The sequence below is a fragment of the Mesorhizobium sp. WSM4809 genome (assembly GCF_055811655.1).
The window spans coordinates 17,960-32,103 of record NZ_JBVVQW010000010.1 but is presented as its reverse complement, the minus strand read 5'-3'; the positions used below and the strand labels follow the sequence as shown (position 1 = coordinate 32,103).

The following is a 14,144-nucleotide window of genomic DNA, read 5'->3' as shown; positions in this document are numbered from 1 at the left end:
CCCCTGCCCTATGTATGCTGATTGCCAAATCAGGCAAATGGCCAATCTGGTCTTGGCGGAGGAGGAGCGACGATGGCGATCTTCGACGACGAACCCAAGAAGAAGGCACGCCCGCACGAGATCGGGCAGGACCTGTCACTGCTTTCCGTCAGCGACTTGACCGAGCGGATCGGCATACTGCGCGACGAAATTGCCCGCCTGGAAGCCGAACTCAAGGCCAAGGACACCACCAAATCCGCGGCCGAAGCACTGTTCCGCCGCGGATAGGCGCGCTGGCGCAAAGCCCGCCGCCGAAAAGCCCGAATGCGGCTGTCTTCAGACCCAGCGTCCCCGCCAAACCTGAGCCGGATCAAACAATGTTCGCAACCTACCGACCGATCCTCTCGCTGCTTCGCGGCACCGCTTTCCTGCTCGCGGCATCTGGATTGCATGGACTGCTCTTGCCCCTGCGCGGTCAACTGGAAGGTTTCTCGACCGCATCGCTCGGCCTGATGGGCACGGCATGGGCCGGCGGCTTCGTCACCGGCTGCTTCTTCGCACCGCGCATCGTGCGCCGCGCAGGCCACGTTCGCGCCTTTGGCGCCTTTGCCGCATCCGGCGCCATCGTGGCGCTACTGACCGGGCTGATCATCGACGAATATGTCTGGATCCTGCTGCGCGCCTTCACCGGCTTCACCATGGCCGGTGCCTTTATGGTCATCGAAAGCTGGCTGAACGAGAAGGCCACCAACGAGAACCGCGGCACCGTCTTCGGCCTCTACATGATGGTCACCTATGCCTCGATCATGGGCGGGCAGATGATCGTCGCCGGCGGCGACGTGAAGTCCGCGTCGCTGTTCATGATCACCGGCATCCTGTTTTGCCTCTCGCTCATTCCGACGGCGGTCTCGACCGCCTCGCACCCCAAGCCGCTGCAGGATGTCTCACTTGATGTCAGAGGCCTTTATGCCAATTCGCCGGTGTCGGCGGTCGCTTGCGTGTTGATCGGCATCGCCAACGGCGCCTGGGGCACGCTTGGCGCCGTCTATGGCGCCCGCATCGGCATTTCCACGGCCGAGATCGCCCTGATGATGAGCCTTGTGGTCGTTGCCGGTGCCGCCATGCAGCTTCCGGCCGGGCGTCTCTCCGACAAGACCGACCGCCGTTTCGTGCTGGCGGGGGCGGCTTTCGGCGGGGCTTTGTTCGCGCTCTTGATCTTTCTGTTCGAGCCGCGCTCCGGCGTCTTCGTCATCGTCTTCACTGCCGCCTATGGCGCCTTCGCCTACACGCTCTATTCGATTGCCGTGGCGCATGCCAACGACCACGCGCGCTCGGAGGATTTCGTCAAGGTATCTGGCGGGCTGTTGCTGCTCTACGGCTTCGGCACGATGATTGGACCCTTGCTCGCCGCCGCTTTGATGGGCTGGATGCGCCCGGAAGGTCTGTTCCTGGCGACCGCCTTGGCGCATCTCTGCCTGGCGGGCTACACGCTGCTGCGCATCAGCCGCCGCGCGCCGGTGCCGATCGGCGATCGTGATGCCTTCAAGACGCAGCCGGCCGACCGTTCGGTCACCCCGGAAGCATTGCGGCTCGATCCCAGAAGAAAAGCAGAAGCAGACGGTTGAGATTCGAAAGGCTTTGCCTCACTAATACAGGCATGATGTTTTCCGACGCCTTCATGGCGATTGCCGATCCCAATCGGCGCCATCTTCTGGAAGAACTTCGCCGCGGCCCGAAAACCGTCACCGAACTGGCCGCCGGCTTGCCGGTGTCGCGCCCGGCTGTTTCGCAGCATCTAAAAGTGCTGCTCGATGCCGGGCTGGTCCACGCCAAGCCGGAAGGAACAAGGCGCGTCTATACGGTAAGCGGCACTGGCTTCCTCAAACTCAACATCTGGCTCGATCAGTTCTGGGAAGCCTAACCCCGATCAACCGTTGTTGTAGGGGAAGAACTTGAAGTAGGGCTTCGCCTCCTCGATCACCCGGGCGAAGGCGGGGCGCTGCAGCAGGCAGTCGTGATAGCGCTTCACAGCCCGATACTCGTCGCCGAACGGCTCGACCTTGTTGGCATAGAACAGCGCCGGGGACGCCGCGCAATCGGCCATGGTGAAGGTGTCGCCCATCGCCCAGATCTTCGACTGCATGTCTTGTTCGATGATGGCATAGGAATTGCGAAGCTGGTCGCAGGCCTGCTCGACGCCGAACGGGTCAGTCTTGTCCTGCGGCCGCAACCGATCGCCGACGATCTTCTGCATCGGCTCCTGCACATAGAAATCATAGAAGCGGTCGGCTTGGCGAACGGCCAGCGCCAGGTCGATGTCGGCGGGAACGAGGTCGACTGGCCCCGGATAATGCGCGGCCAGATATTCGACAACGATGGTCGATTCCAGCACCGTGCGGTTGCGCGCATCGTCGCGCAGCGCCGGCATCTTGCCGGCCGGCGAAATCTTCAGGAAGGCCGCGCGCGACTGAGCATCGCCAAGATCGACGATGACAGGCGTGAACGGCGTGGCGTTCTCGTACAGCGCGATCAGCGGCTTCCAGCAGAAGGAGGCCAGCGGATGGAAATGAAGCGTCAGGGACATTTTTTGCTCGCCTGTTTCCTGGTTTATCGGTGGCCGGCGCCGGGCACGCTCGTCATAGGTTAAACACTGCGGCAAGCATTGCTCGTCAAGACCTGCTTTTGCCGCTTCAAGCGGCGTGGGCGACGATGCCGGCAACAATCATATCCCAGTCGTTTGGATGCAGCTCGTGGCCGCCACCTTCGATCCGGATGATTTTCGCGCCGGTGACCGCCTTGGCCAGCGCCTTGCCATGTTCGACCGGAAAGACCGGATCGGCCGTGCCGTGGATGACCAGCAGCGGCGACGCGATCTCGTGCAGGCGGCCTTTCCACGCGTCGCCGCCCCTGAGCATGAAATGGTTGGTGGCGCTCAGGAAGCCGCCGGAGCGGTCGTAGTCTTGCTCGACGAAGGCACGCATCCGGGCTTCGTCGAATGGGTGCGCGATGCTGGCGATCGCCCGCGCGTCCCTGACGATGAAATCGACCACCTGGCCACGGTCCGACCAATCGACTTTGACGCCCTCGGCCGAATGCTCGATATAGGCATCGCTCGTCTGCGGCAGGTGCGAAGTGTCGGTTCCCACGGGCGTGCTGCTGATGACGGTCAGCGATGCGACACGGGACGGGTGTTCCAACGCCACAAGCTGCGCGATCATGCCGCCCATCGACATGCCGACGAGATTCGCCTTGCCGATACCGTGGTCGTCGAGAACGCGCATTGCATCGTCGGCCATATCATCGAACGTGTAGGGCGGCTCTCCCGGCTTGTATTTGGTCGAACGGCCGGTATCGCGATTGTCGTAGCGGATCACGAACAGGCCGGCATCGGCCAGTTCCCGGCGAAACGCCTCCGGCCACCACAGCATCGAGGCCATCGCTCCCATGATCAGCAACAGCGGCGGGTTCGCCGGATCGCCAAAGGTTTCGGATATGATTTCGGGGCGTTCGGTCGTCGTCACGGTGCGGCCTCCTCTCCTGCAATACTGATTGCATTTTGCAATCGGTTGCACGATAATAAAACCGATACGATAATGCAACCGGTTTTGGAGAAACAATCTCATGAGTATGGATCGCCGGTCCGGGTGTCCGATCAACCTGTCGCTGGAAGTGTTCGGCGATCGCTGGAGCCTGATCATCCTTCGCGACATGATCTTCGGCGGCAGGCGTCATTTTCGCGAGCTGCTCAACGGATCGATGGAAGGCATCGCCTCCAACATCCTCGCCGACCGGCTGAAGCGGCTGATGGAACTGGGCATGCTGACCAAAGCCGACGACCCCTCGCACAAGCAGAAGGCGATCTACAGCCTGACCGAAATGGCGATCACGCTGGTGCCGATCCTGGCCCATCTCGGCGCCTGGGGCCGCGTCTGGCTGCCGGTCAGCGAAGAACTCTCGATCCGCGCCGAACTTCTGGAAAAGGGCGGACCGCCGATGTGGGACAAATTCATGGACGAGTTGCGCCATGAACATCTCGGCAAGCCGCTCGATACCGCGTCGGGTCCTTCTGTCCGCGCCACCTTGCAGGCCGCCTATGAAGCCCTGGTTGCCAGCAAGGCTCTCGCCGCCGACTCTGCCGCTTGACCAACTTATTTTCCCGTTTGGGGCCCGGCTCTGCTAGAAGAAGCGGAAAATCACAATTCACGGGATTGGATAAGGTCTTGGTTGAGAACTCTCGGGATGCTGCCCGCGCACGCGCCGACCTGCGCTTCAAGAAGCAGGAAGAGGCGGCAACCGTCCGCCAGAAGGCGATGGCCGAATACGTCGCCGAGAGCGACGCCCGCCAGGCCAAGACCAACAAGCTGCGGGCGCTGCGTCTCGCCAAGGAAGCCGAAGACCTCGCCAACGCGCCGGCGGAACCTGCCAAGAAGCCGGCCCGCGCCAAGAAAAAATAACCCGAAGCCGCACAGGCACCAACTCCTATCCGGGAGGCTGTGACGGTCGCTTCCATCCGACCTTTTCACGCGAAGCAATTTCAACCGAAACCGGGATGTTATCTCGCCCGTCGACGGTCGATGATCGACGCCTTTCAGACAGGAGACCGCCATGACCGCACTGCCGCTCGAAAAAGCCAGGCAAATCATCGATGCCGCCTTTGCCAAGGGCTCCGATCTCAAGCTTAAGCCGCTTGGCGTCTCGGTGCTCGACGCCGGCGGGCATCTGGTCGCCTTCCAGCGCCAGGACGGCGCCTCGTTCCTGCGCCCGCAAATGTCGGCCGGCAAGGCCTTTGGTGCGCTCGCCATCGGCATGGGCTCGCGCAAAGTCGAGGCTTTCGCCAAGGAGCGCCCGCACCTCGTCGCCGGCATCTCGGACGTCTCTGGCGGACGCGTGCTGCCGGTCGTCGGCGGCGTGCTGATCCGCGACAAGACTGGCGCTATCATCGGCGCCGTCGGCATTTCCGGCGACACCTCGGACAATGACGAAGCCGCGGCCATCGCCGGCATCGAGGCCGCCGGCTTCACCGCCGATCCGGGCTGAGCGTCGGGGAACTTCGTCATCCACGGGCGGAGCAGGAGCGAAGCTCCGTCGCGGAGACCCGAGGATCCATTCCGTAACATCAGCCGTAGAGTGCAGCGGAGCAGAATTCTGGACCGCTGAAACGCTCACGTGTCGCGGCATGGATCCTGGGGTCTGGGCCGCGTCGCTACGCTCCTTGCTACGCCCCAGGATGACGACGTTACGGGCGTTTCCGACAACTGTCAGCGCAAGCGCCCGTCAAACTTCCGCCTTCCGCGCTGGGGACCTAATTCAGATTGATGTCTCGGCTGGCCGATCGCATCGACACTGCGAATCCGGCCAGCACGTCGAACAGCGCGATGACCATCAGCGTGAAGAAGACGGAATGGGCCGCGCCCTTCACCAGCAGGAACTCGACCAGGAAGGCCACGAACACCAGCGTCGACAGAAGATGGTCCATGATCGAGGCGTTGGTCGTGCGCACCGACTTCGCCATTTCGAGGAACAGGAAGACCAGCCCGATCAGTATCATCAGGTCGCCCAGCGTCATCGAGAACACGCCGCCCGACATCATACTGAAGGAGAAGACCTCGCTCGCCCAAGGATCGTCACCACTGCCGAAAATTCCCAACAGTCCGAGGTTGTAGAGCACGAAAGGCACGATCAGCAGCGGAATGGCACCGAACATCTGGCGTCTCCATGTGGGGGCAATCCTTTGTAGAATGCGCCACAGGCACGCCGTCAAGATGTTTCGATGGCAGCGTTGAACACGGTCGAAGACCGCACGCAACAACCATGTCAGCCGGTTGCCGGCCGAAGGATTTGCAACGCCTGCGGTGCACGCCTCGAAATGCGCTGCCGGCCGGCTCAAACGCAAAAGGACCAGCCACCGGCCGGTCCTTATGGAAATTCAAACCTTTGAAAAAGCTGGTCTCAGCTTTCCTTGGGCGTCAACACCTGACGACCGCGATACATGCCGGTCTTCAAGTCGATGTGATGCGGACGGCGCATTTCGCCGGAATTCTTGTCCTCGACATAGGTCGGGGCCTTGAGGGCGTCGGCCGAGCGGCGCATGCCGCGCTTGGACGGAGAGGTTTTACGTTTCGGAACGGCCATGGATATGCTCCACTACATGGTCAAAAGCCCCGCCCGCCCTCGTGAAAGGGCCATGTCGGGGCCTAAATCTGAGAAAGTCGGGTGCCTATACACGCCCTGTGCCGTTTTGGCCAGCACTGGCGCGAATTTTTTTGGATCGGCTAGCGGAGACAACCGACATAGGCGCCGGAGCGGCCGGCGCGCCGCTCGATCAGATTGGCGAGCCGCCTCAAGCCAGGCCCGGGTTTGGCCGGATTGCGGGCGATCGGATTTGGCAAGGAAACCGCAAGCAAGGCGGCCTGCCGTCGCGACAGCTGTTTTGCCGAAACGCCGAAATGGTGCTGTGCCGCGGCCTCGATGCCGTAGATGCCCGGGCCCCACTCGGCGATGTTGAGGTAGATTTCCATGATGCGCCGTTTCGACATCACCGCATCGAAATAGACGGCCAGCGGCAATTCGACCACCTTGCGCACCGAGCCCAGCGGCCGCGACCACAGAAACAGGTTCTTTACCGTCTGCATGGTGATGGTCGAGGCACCGCGCGTCGCTTCGCCGGCCAACGCGTCGTCGACGACGCCTCTCAGCTCGCCGAGATCGACGCCACGATGAAAGCAGAACTGCCCATCCTCCGACATGATGACGGAATTGGCCAGCACCGGCGACACGTCGTCGATCGATACCCAGCGGCGGTCGTAACCGGAGAACGTCGCCAGGTCCTTCAACATCAGCGTCGAGACAGGATGCACGAAGAACGGCAGGTAGAGAAAGGTCAGCACGACCGGAATCAAAGCCAGCACCGCGGCCACGACGATGCCGCGCCGGACCCAGCGTTTGAGACCCCGGCGATTTACGCCTCGCGATCTCGTCGCCATGTCCAGCTTTTCGGTTTCATGATCGACGATCGGTTCCGCCAAGCCGCCCAACCCGTGCCAGAGAGCTCGTTTTGAAACGCGCTCCTGTGAGTCATGTGACGGTGTTTTCGAGAACCGGAGCGGAGCGTACATTAGAGTACGCAAGCACCGGAAGCGCAGAAAACGCCCTCAGATGACCGCAGGAGCAGAGTTTCCAAACGGGCTCATACTGCTCCGGCATAATGGCGCTTGCCTTCTTGCGCAACGTCTGAGTGTCGGCTACCGGTCCGGGCCATGACGAATGACGACCAAATGGCGTTCGAAATGGCGCTCATCCGACGCGCTGCCGCCGTCGAGGTGCTGCTGCGGCGGCTGCTCGACGACCGTGCGCTTTCGGGCGAGATCGCGCGGCCTGAGCGGCTGATGGCAGCCATGCGGCACGGCGTGCTGAACGGCGGCAAGCGCCTGCGCCCCTTCCTGGTCATGGAAAGTGCCGCCCTTTTTTCCGCCGATGGCGAGGCGGCACTGCGTGTCGCCGCCGCACTTGAATGCGTGCATTGCTATTCGCTGGTACACGACGATCTGCCCGCCATGGACGACGATGACCTGCGTCGTGGCCAGCCGACCGTGCACAGAGCCTTCGACGAGGCGACCGCCATTCTGGCTGGCGATGCCTTGCTGACGCTGGCCTTCGACATCATCGCCGGCGAGGCGACCGCCCTGCCGGCGGAGCGGCGGGCGGCCCTGGTGCTGGCGCTGGCCCGCGCCGCCGGACCCGGCGGCATGGTCGGCGGCCAGAAGCTCGACCTCGAAGCCGAACAGACGCCGCCGGACGAGGCCGGCATCATCCGGCTGCAGGCGATGAAGACCGGCGCTCTGATCCGTTTCGCCTGCGAGGCAGGTGCCCTCATCGCCGGCGCCCCGGCCGATGACCGCGAGCGGCTGGCCGAATTCGGCTCGGCGATCGGTCTTGCCTTCCAGCTTGCCGACGACCTGCTCGATTTGACCGCCGATGCCAGCCAGATGGGCAAGGCAACCGGCAAGGACGCCGCCGCCGGCAAGGCGACGCTGGTGGCCTTGCATGGTCCGAATTGGGCGCGCAGCCAGTTGCACGGCCTTGTCGCACAGGCGCATGCGCTGCTTGAGCCCTATGGCGACGATGCCCAATTGCTGAAAGAAGCGGCGACGTTCGTGGCGACCCGCACCAGTTGAGGTTGGCGCCAACCGAGATATCGAGCTGACTAAAGTTCGCTCATCCTCCGCCGGCCAATTCAGAAATAGAACTTGAGCGGAAGCCTGCCGAGGCAGAGGATCGACATCGCTTTGCCATCCGCACGGCACGCACGCGGTGCGGGTAGAGTTGGAGGGGTGCCATGTCGACCACCGACAAGCTGTTCAGCGGTTCCATTGCCGAGGTCTACGACCGGGCGATGGTGCCGCTGATCTTCGAGCCGTATGCACGGGATCTGGCAGAGCGGGTGTCGAAGCTCGGGCCGCAATCGGTGCTCGAAGTGGCGGCGGGCACCGGTGTGGTGACACGTGCGATGGCAGCAAAGTTGCCGGCGCAAGCCCGCATCGTGGTCACCGACCTCAACCAGCCCATGCTCGACCACGCACGCACGCGGATGGCGGACGATCCTCGGATCACCTGGCGGCAGGCCGACGCCCAGGCGCTGCCCTTCGAGGACGCAGAGTTCGACGCCGTGGTTTGCCAGTTTGGCGCGATGTTCTTCCCCGATCGGGTGGGCGCCTACGGCCAAGCGCGGCGGGTGATGCGGCCGGGCGGGCACTTCCTGTTCAACGTCTGGAGTGCCATCGAAGACAACGAGTTCGCCGAGGAAGTGACGCGGGCGCTCGGCCATTTTTTCCCGGCCGATCCGCCGCGCTTCATGGCGAGGACGCCGCACGGCTATCACGATGCGGACGTCATCCGCGCCGACCTTCATGCCGCCGACTTCGGTAACATCACCATAGAGCCGCTGGATGCCGTCAGCGCCGCTTCGTCGCCATATGAGGCGGCCACGGCCTATTGCCAGGGCACACCCCTGCGGGCTGAGATCGAGGCGCGCGGCGGCTCGCTGGAGGAGGCGACGCGATACGTGGCGAATGCCCTTGGGAAACGGTTCGGGGAAGGTCCGGTGCGTGGCCGCATCCGCGCCCTCGTCGTGGAAGCGGCCTAGGCGTGCTGTCCATCCGGCGGTTCGCATGGCCTGCCTGCCCGCACGAACGAAATTTTAATGTAAATGAAGCGTAATCCCGGCCATTAAAATGGTGCGTATGTGTTGGGGTTGCGCATGCCTGAATATTCGTCCTTCATCCGGTCGGTCCGGATCCGCTATATTTCAGGGTTGCTGATCTTCGCGCTGGCTTCCGCCGGCATCGTGATTGCGCTTGACCGCGTCAATTCCTTTCGCCGCGACATCGATGCGCTGAGCAGCAACCTCGTCATCTTCACCCGCGACCTGCGCAACGCGACCAGCTTCGCCGAGACCACCGGCACCGCCTGGCGGGCGGAGACACGCGATGCCCTGACCACATCGGCGCGCGGCCATTCGGAGCGCCTGACCGGCGAGATCGAGACGCTGACCGCCCAGCTTGCGGCGATCAAGCCACGGCTGTCGATCAAGACCGTCAACGAACTCCAGTCCGCTTCCGTCAACGGCGATCTGTTCTGGTCGCCGCGCGACATGGTGCGCAATTTCAACCTGATGTCGATGGCGCAAAAGGTCGACGAGTGGAGCTATCGCGAAATCCGCAACCAGAACGACCTGTTCGCCCAGCCGATGCTGGTCCGCGTCCGCACCGCCATGGATGATGAGCGCCACCTGGCCGATGCCTCAAGCGACAGGCTGCTGCTGTGGGCGAGCGGCATCCTGTTCGCGGCACTTGCCATCGTCGCCTTCTGGATCTTCCGCCCGATGGAAGTGGCAATCCGCCGCGCCTTTGCCGAATCCGCGGAATCCCTGTTCAAGGCCGAGGCCGCCGACCGCGCCAAATCCGAATTCCTGGCCAATATGAGCCACGAAATCCGCACGCCGATGAACGGTGTGCTCGGCATGGCCGAACTGCTGGCCAAGACCGATCTGACCCCGCGCCAGAAGACCTTCACCGACGTCATCGTCAAATCCGGCAACGCGCTGCTCACCATCATCAACGACATCCTCGATTTCTCCAAGATCAATGCCGGGCAACTCACTCTCGACCCTGCTCCCTTCCGCCTTTCCGAGGCGGTCGAGGATGTGGCGACGCTGGTCTCGGCGCGCGTCGCCGAAAAGAACCTTGAACTGATCGTGCGTGTCGACCCGCGCCTGCCGGCCCATGTCGTCGGCGACGCCGGCCGGTTCCGGCAGATCATCACCAACCTGCTCGGCAATGCCGTGAAGTTCACCGAAAAGGGTCATGTGCTGATCGATGTCGGCGGCGAAATCGTCAACGACGTGGTCCAACTCAAGATCCGCGTCGAGGACACCGGCATCGGCATACCGGCCGAGAAACTGCAGAACGTGTTCGAAAAATTCGCGCAGGTGGACGGCTCGTCCACCCGCCGTCATGAAGGCACGGGGCTTGGCTTGGCCATCGCCGCCCGCCTCGTCGACCTGATGGCAGGCAAGATCGGCGTCGAAAGCGAGATCGGCCGCGGCTCGGTGTTCTGGTTCGCGGTGCCGCTGCCCGCGCATCAGGCCGCGGCGCGCGACGAGATCGTGCCGGTCGACGTCACCGGCGCGCGCGTGCTGGTCATCGATGACAATCCGGTCAACCGCGAAATCCTGCTCGAGCAGCTCAGAAGCTGGAGCTTCGATTGCGCCGCCGCCGAAAGCGGCGCGGTTGGGCTGGCCTTCCTCGACCGCGCCTTTCAGTTGGGCGCCGCTGTCGACTGCATCATCCTCGACTACCAGATGCCGGGAATGAACGGCGCCGACGTCGCCAGAGCCATTGCTTCCGACAGGCGCCTGTCGGCCATCCCGATCGTTATCCTGACCTCGGTCGACCAGGTCGATTTCGGTAAGATGATCATCGACTTCGGCATTGCCGCGCATCTGACCAAACCGGCGCGCTCCGCGGTGCTGCTCGGCACCGTCATCTCGGTGATTCAGAAGGCCCGTTCGCAGGTCGGCAAGGCGCGGTTCGTCCGTGAACCGATTGTGCAGGCTTCCCTGGCAGCGCCGCCCGCCTTCACTGTCATCCGCGGCCCGGCAATGCCGGTCACGGCAGCGCCGGAATTGACAACCGCGCCGAACGGACCGATCGACATCCTCATTGCCGAGGACAATGACGTGAACCAGTTGGTCTTCGGCCAGATCCTCAATGGGTTGGGCTTGAGCTACCGCATCGCCGGCAATGGCCGCACGGCGGTCGAAATGTACCGGGCGCTGCGCCCCAAGCTGATCCTGATGGACGTTTCGATGCCCGAAATGAACGGCTATGAGGCGACCCGCGCCATCCGGGCGATGGAGGTCTCGACGGGCGCCCACATCCCGATCATCGGCGTCACCGCGCACGCGCTGAAGGGCGATCGCGACAAGTGCATCGAATCTGGCATGGACGACTATCTGCCGAAGCCCGTTTCGCCCGACCGCCTGGGCACCAAGATCGGCACATGGCTCAGCGAGACGGTGGTGGCCAAGACGGCGTAAAAGCCGGCCCTATTGGTCAGGCCGATCGGCGCAACCGGCCGATCGGGATGATTTCCGGCGAGGTCACGCCATAAGGCGTGCCCTGCCAGTCACCCAGCCACTGCTCGACCAACAGGCCAGCCTCGTCCAGCATCCGCGCAAGATCTTCCTTCTTGGGGAACGCGATCTTGGATTCGGCCCCAGAACAGGTCTACCGCCCGGAATGTCATAGAAGGTCGAGTAGGTGACGATGCCGGTAGCGGCATCGTGTCCGGCATCATACCAGGCTTTGACCGTGCCGAGGTCGGGATGCGTAACCGCCCGTTCGGAGCGCTGCGGCGTCCATTCCAGCCATTCCTCCTCGGCGGGATTTCGTGTGTCGAAAATGAAGAGCCCGCCAGGAGCGAGATGCTCAGTGATGGTGCCCAGCACCGCCATCTGATCCTCGCCTGTCAAGAAAACCTGGAACGCATGCCCGGTGAGCAGGACCAGATCGAAACGCCGCCCGAGCCGAACAGTACGCGCGTCAGCCTCGACCCAGTCGACCCTGTCGCCGCCGGCCCTGCGCCGCGCGACGTCGAGCATCGCCGATGCCGGGTCAACGCCAGTGACACTATGCCCATCGGCAAGTTCGGCAGCCAGTTGGCCAGTGCCACAGCCGAGATCGAGGACCGAGCCGCGATTTACGGCAAGACCGATACAGTATTCAAAATCGGCGCGGCCGCTTTGGTTCTCAATATCATAGAACTGGACGAAGTCAGGATCGCTGTAGATAGGGTCGGTCATAGTTCTCCGCCTATACTCCAAATTTCCAGCTGCGGCCCATCAATGCGTCAGGCCGCCGCGTCCAGGCGATAGCGACGCATCCAGTCGAGGCTTGTCGCGTCAGCGAGCTTTGCAACGCCGGGGCTTATATCTTCGGCGTCTGGTGCTCGGACATCCAAAACTTCACAGATGCCTAGCAACGTCGCCGCCGGATTGCTCGAAAGGCGCTCGTAGCCAACCCGAAGCGGGGTTATGCCTTGCTCAGCGAACCAAATGTTCCATGCCGCATCATAGGTCTCGAGTTCCGTGACCTCTCGTTTGATCCGCTCGAAATCATATTGGGGCTCTTTCGGCGGCGCGACCCTTTCGATCTCGGTGCCGTCGGGAGCGATATGCCAAAGACCGGTCTGCTCCGCCTTGATCAGGGAGACAGCCTGCGCGAGCTTGTTCTCCCGCGAGAGGTGTATGTAGAGGACGCGGCCAAAGGCCTTTTCAAGACGCGCTCTGTCGGACGGCAGTTTTGGAAAAATCCGGTCGAGGGTTGCCGAGAGTTCATCCAGATTTTCGCGCATTAAGCGAAGGCCGAAGAGGCCGGTCCCACCCTTGCCCGCAGCCATCGCCGCGTTGAGATAGGCGACATTGAAGTCGAGCTCACTCATCGTGTCGCGATCGGGCAGCTTCCACTCTTCAGCCCACTCCAGCACATCCTGCCGCCGATAGAATGAGTGCGGATCGCCAGTCGTCTTCGTGGATGCCAGAAGCTTGCACAGCAGCGTGCTTCCGGTCCTCGGCGTGCCGCAGATGATGTATCCATCGAACATGTTGAGACCCATGCTGCTCGTCAAAGACAGGGCCGCCGCCCAGTAAGGATGGCGGCCGCTATAGCTGAAATCTTTGCTGGATGCGACGTCACGGCTATCGCTTTTAAATGCCTCTCTCGGACAAACACCATGCCTGCAGCGGCCAAATTTACCGGTTGCGCACCACCACGCACGCCCCACCGACACTTTGCAATTTCTGGCAAATAACGTTGGCATCGGCGCGGCGGTCGACACCGATCCTGACCGCGTAGATGCCGCGCCGGCCGATCGGCGTGCGCACCCGGCTGACCACCGGATCATGCCCGTTGAGTAGAGCCGGGAACCGGCTCCTTACCCTGACCCACTGGTTGATCGCGGCGCTGCGGCGAAAATTGCCGGCCACCTGGATGCCCCATGGCTTTATGTTGATCGAAGCCATGGCCACCGTCCGCGACATGATCACCGGCAGTTTTCGGCAAGCGACGGCAAACTCCGTCTTTGCGTCGAGCGGCTCGACCTTTCCAGCATAGGCCCGGTCGGTGAACTTGTCGGCTGGTTCGCCCATGATGTCTAAGACATAGCTTTCGGTTTCCATCGGCAGGAAACCGCCGGAGCTGAGCCAGCGCGACACCCGGCTCTCGCCGGCATTGTAGGCGGCGGCCGCCAGGCCGAGATTGCCATAGCCGGTTTTCATTTCGGCGAGATATCTGGCCGAAGCCGGGATCGCCTGGTTGATGTCGAAGGAATTGGCAAGCCCGCGCATCTTGGCGGTGCCCGGCATGAACTGGGCAATGCCTTCGGCACCGACCGGACTGACGGCGTTGGGATCGAAACGGCTTTCCTTCCAGATCAGCCGGGCGAAGAAATCCCTGGACAGGCCGTTCTGGTCGGCATTCGCCTGGATCAGATTGCAGACCTTGTCGATCAGCCGCTGCTTGGCGGATTGCGGCGGATCGGCCTGCACAAGGGTCGACCAGGTCAGCCCGTACAGCAGGATCAGCGCTGCCCAAAGGAAACGCTGCATC

At 62.7% G+C, this 14,144-nt stretch carries 16 protein-coding genes and 1 pseudogene; 9 read left to right on the top strand and 8 right to left on the bottom strand.

Annotated features, from left to right (window positions below):
- The first annotated feature begins 72 nt into the window (after nucleotides 1–72).
- From AC0L24_RS22670 to AC0L24_RS22660, 3 genes are read left to right on the top strand one after another with little or no spacing between them, the layout of a single operon-like run.
- Nucleotides 73–267 (top strand): DUF1192 domain-containing protein, encoded by a 195-nt coding sequence (locus AC0L24_RS22670; protein WP_023810953.1) that lies wholly within the window; start codon nucleotides 73–75, stop codon nucleotides 265–267.
- The gene (locus AC0L24_RS22665) at nucleotides 234–1,604 is read left to right on the top strand and encodes an MFS transporter (protein ID WP_348628944.1); all 1,371 of its coding nucleotides are present in this window, start codon (nucleotides 234–236) and stop codon (nucleotides 1,602–1,604) included. Before AC0L24_RS22670 ends, AC0L24_RS22665 begins: the two co-directional genes overlap by 34 nt.
- A gap of 32 nt (nucleotides 1,605–1,636) precedes the next feature.
- A complete protein-coding gene (locus AC0L24_RS22660; RefSeq protein WP_013529232.1) occupies nucleotides 1,637–1,900 on the top strand; it encodes an ArsR/SmtB family transcription factor in 264 nt (87 codons plus the stop codon).
- Nucleotides 1,901–1,906: 6 nt separating this feature from the next.
- On the opposite strand, the gene AC0L24_RS22655 is transcribed toward AC0L24_RS22660, so the two are convergent.
- Both AC0L24_RS22655 and AC0L24_RS22650 read right to left on the bottom strand, forming a co-directional pair.
- The gene (locus AC0L24_RS22655; protein ID WP_127396325.1) at nucleotides 1,907–2,563 is read right to left on the bottom strand and encodes a glutathione S-transferase family protein; all 657 of its coding nucleotides are present in this window, start codon (nucleotides 2,561–2,563) and stop codon (nucleotides 1,907–1,909) included.
- 106 nt (nucleotides 2,564–2,669) lie between these two features.
- Nucleotides 2,670–3,500 carry an alpha/beta fold hydrolase gene (locus tag AC0L24_RS22650; RefSeq protein WP_473564161.1) on the bottom strand — a complete coding sequence of 277 codons (831 nt, stop codon included), beginning with the start codon at nucleotides 3,498–3,500 and terminating at the stop codon, nucleotides 2,670–2,672.
- 100 nt (nucleotides 3,501–3,600) lie between these two features.
- On the opposite strand from AC0L24_RS22650, the gene AC0L24_RS22645 reads away from it, so the two are divergent.
- The 3 genes from AC0L24_RS22645 (at nucleotide 3,601) to AC0L24_RS22635 (ending at nucleotide 5,016) form a co-directional block, all read left to right on the top strand.
- On the top strand, nucleotides 3,601–4,122 hold the full coding sequence (locus AC0L24_RS22645) for a winged helix-turn-helix transcriptional regulator (protein WP_127396327.1): 522 nt from the start codon (nucleotides 3,601–3,603) through the stop codon (nucleotides 4,120–4,122).
- A 77-nt stretch (nucleotides 4,123–4,199) separates the two neighbouring features.
- A complete protein-coding gene (locus AC0L24_RS22640) occupies nucleotides 4,200–4,433 on the top strand; it encodes a hypothetical protein (RefSeq protein ID WP_027037125.1) in 234 nt (77 codons plus the stop codon).
- A gap of 151 nt (nucleotides 4,434–4,584) precedes the next feature.
- On the top strand, nucleotides 4,585–5,016 hold the full coding sequence (locus AC0L24_RS22635; protein WP_127396328.1) for a GlcG/HbpS family heme-binding protein: 432 nt from the start codon (nucleotides 4,585–4,587) through the stop codon (nucleotides 5,014–5,016).
- Between the two features lie 265 nt (nucleotides 5,017–5,281).
- On the opposite strand, the gene AC0L24_RS22630 is transcribed toward AC0L24_RS22635, so the two are convergent.
- From AC0L24_RS22630 to AC0L24_RS22620, 3 genes are all read right to left on the bottom strand, one after another.
- Nucleotides 5,282–5,683 carry a hypothetical protein gene (locus AC0L24_RS22630; protein ID WP_023810946.1) on the bottom strand — a complete coding sequence of 134 codons (402 nt, stop codon included), beginning with the start codon at nucleotides 5,681–5,683 and terminating at the stop codon, nucleotides 5,282–5,284.
- A gap of 245 nt (nucleotides 5,684–5,928) precedes the next feature.
- Nucleotides 5,929–6,111: a 50S ribosomal protein L32 gene (gene rpmF / locus AC0L24_RS22625; RefSeq protein WP_008834724.1), complete on the bottom strand. Its 183-nt coding sequence runs from the start codon at nucleotides 6,109–6,111 to the stop codon at nucleotides 5,929–5,931.
- A gap of 140 nt (nucleotides 6,112–6,251) precedes the next feature.
- Complete coding sequence (locus AC0L24_RS22620) at nucleotides 6,252–7,013, bottom strand: transglycosylase domain-containing protein (RefSeq protein ID WP_127271462.1); 762 nt, start codon at nucleotides 7,011–7,013, stop codon at nucleotides 6,252–6,254.
- A gap of 222 nt (nucleotides 7,014–7,235) precedes the next feature.
- Between AC0L24_RS22620 and AC0L24_RS22615 the strand changes: the two genes are divergently transcribed.
- From AC0L24_RS22615 to AC0L24_RS22605, 3 genes are all read left to right on the top strand, one after another.
- A complete protein-coding gene (locus AC0L24_RS22615) occupies nucleotides 7,236–8,153 on the top strand; it encodes a polyprenyl synthetase family protein (RefSeq protein WP_127809067.1) in 918 nt (305 codons plus the stop codon).
- A gap of 161 nt (nucleotides 8,154–8,314) precedes the next feature.
- Entirely contained in the window at nucleotides 8,315–9,121 is an 807-nt protein-coding gene (locus AC0L24_RS22610; RefSeq protein WP_127397031.1) for a class I SAM-dependent methyltransferase, read from the top strand.
- 114 nt (nucleotides 9,122–9,235) lie between these two features.
- Nucleotides 9,236–11,575 (top strand): response regulator, encoded by a 2,340-nt coding sequence (locus AC0L24_RS22605; protein ID WP_127809066.1) that lies wholly within the window; start codon nucleotides 9,236–9,238, stop codon nucleotides 11,573–11,575.
- Nucleotides 11,576–11,591: 16 nt separating this feature from the next.
- Here AC0L24_RS22605 and AC0L24_RS22600 read toward each other — a convergent pair.
- The 3 genes and pseudogenes from AC0L24_RS22600 to AC0L24_RS22590 form a co-directional block, all read right to left on the bottom strand.
- Nucleotides 11,592–12,340 (bottom strand): annotated as a pseudogene (locus tag AC0L24_RS22600) (class I SAM-dependent methyltransferase).
- 47 nt (nucleotides 12,341–12,387) lie between these two features.
- Complete coding sequence (locus AC0L24_RS22595; protein WP_127397034.1) at nucleotides 12,388–13,152, bottom strand: Stf0 family sulfotransferase; 765 nt, start codon at nucleotides 13,150–13,152, stop codon at nucleotides 12,388–12,390.
- Nucleotides 13,153–13,288: 136 nt separating this feature from the next.
- Entirely contained in the window at nucleotides 13,289–14,143 is an 855-nt protein-coding gene (locus AC0L24_RS22590; protein WP_127809063.1) for a lytic transglycosylase domain-containing protein, read from the bottom strand.
- Nucleotide 14,144 lies beyond the last annotated feature (1 nt).

Excerpts from the sequence above, each read along its gene's own strand:
- AC0L24_RS22645 (WP_127396327.1), top strand. The coding sequence starts at position 3,601 with ATGAGTATGGATCGCCGGTCCGGGTGTCCGATCAACCTGTCGCTGGAA.
- AC0L24_RS22630 (WP_023810946.1), bottom strand. The coding sequence starts at position 5,683 with ATGTTCGGTGCCATTCCGCTGCTGATCGTGCCTTTCGTGCTCTACAAC.
- AC0L24_RS22660 (WP_013529232.1), top strand. The coding sequence starts at position 1,637 with ATGATGTTTTCCGACGCCTTCATGGCGATTGCCGATCCCAATCGGCGC.
- AC0L24_RS22670 (WP_023810953.1), top strand. The coding sequence starts at position 73 with ATGGCGATCTTCGACGACGAACCCAAGAAGAAGGCACGCCCGCACGAG.
- AC0L24_RS22655 (WP_127396325.1), bottom strand. The coding sequence starts at position 2,563 with ATGTCCCTGACGCTTCATTTCCATCCGCTGGCCTCCTTCTGCTGGAAG.
- AC0L24_RS22615 (WP_127809067.1), top strand. The coding sequence starts at position 7,236 with ATGACGAATGACGACCAAATGGCGTTCGAAATGGCGCTCATCCGACGC.
- AC0L24_RS22605 (WP_127809066.1), top strand. The coding sequence starts at position 9,236 with ATGCCTGAATATTCGTCCTTCATCCGGTCGGTCCGGATCCGCTATATT.
- AC0L24_RS22610 (WP_127397031.1), top strand. The coding sequence starts at position 8,315 with ATGTCGACCACCGACAAGCTGTTCAGCGGTTCCATTGCCGAGGTCTAC.
- rpmF (WP_008834724.1), bottom strand. The coding sequence starts at position 6,111 with ATGGCCGTTCCGAAACGTAAAACCTCTCCGTCCAAGCGCGGCATGCGC.
- AC0L24_RS22595 (WP_127397034.1), bottom strand. The coding sequence starts at position 13,152 with ATGGGTCTCAACATGTTCGATGGATACATCATCTGCGGCACGCCGAGG.
- AC0L24_RS22635 (WP_127396328.1), top strand. The coding sequence starts at position 4,585 with ATGACCGCACTGCCGCTCGAAAAAGCCAGGCAAATCATCGATGCCGCC.
- AC0L24_RS22590 (WP_127809063.1), bottom strand. The coding sequence starts at position 14,143 with ATGCAGCGTTTCCTTTGGGCAGCGCTGATCCTGCTGTACGGGCTGACC.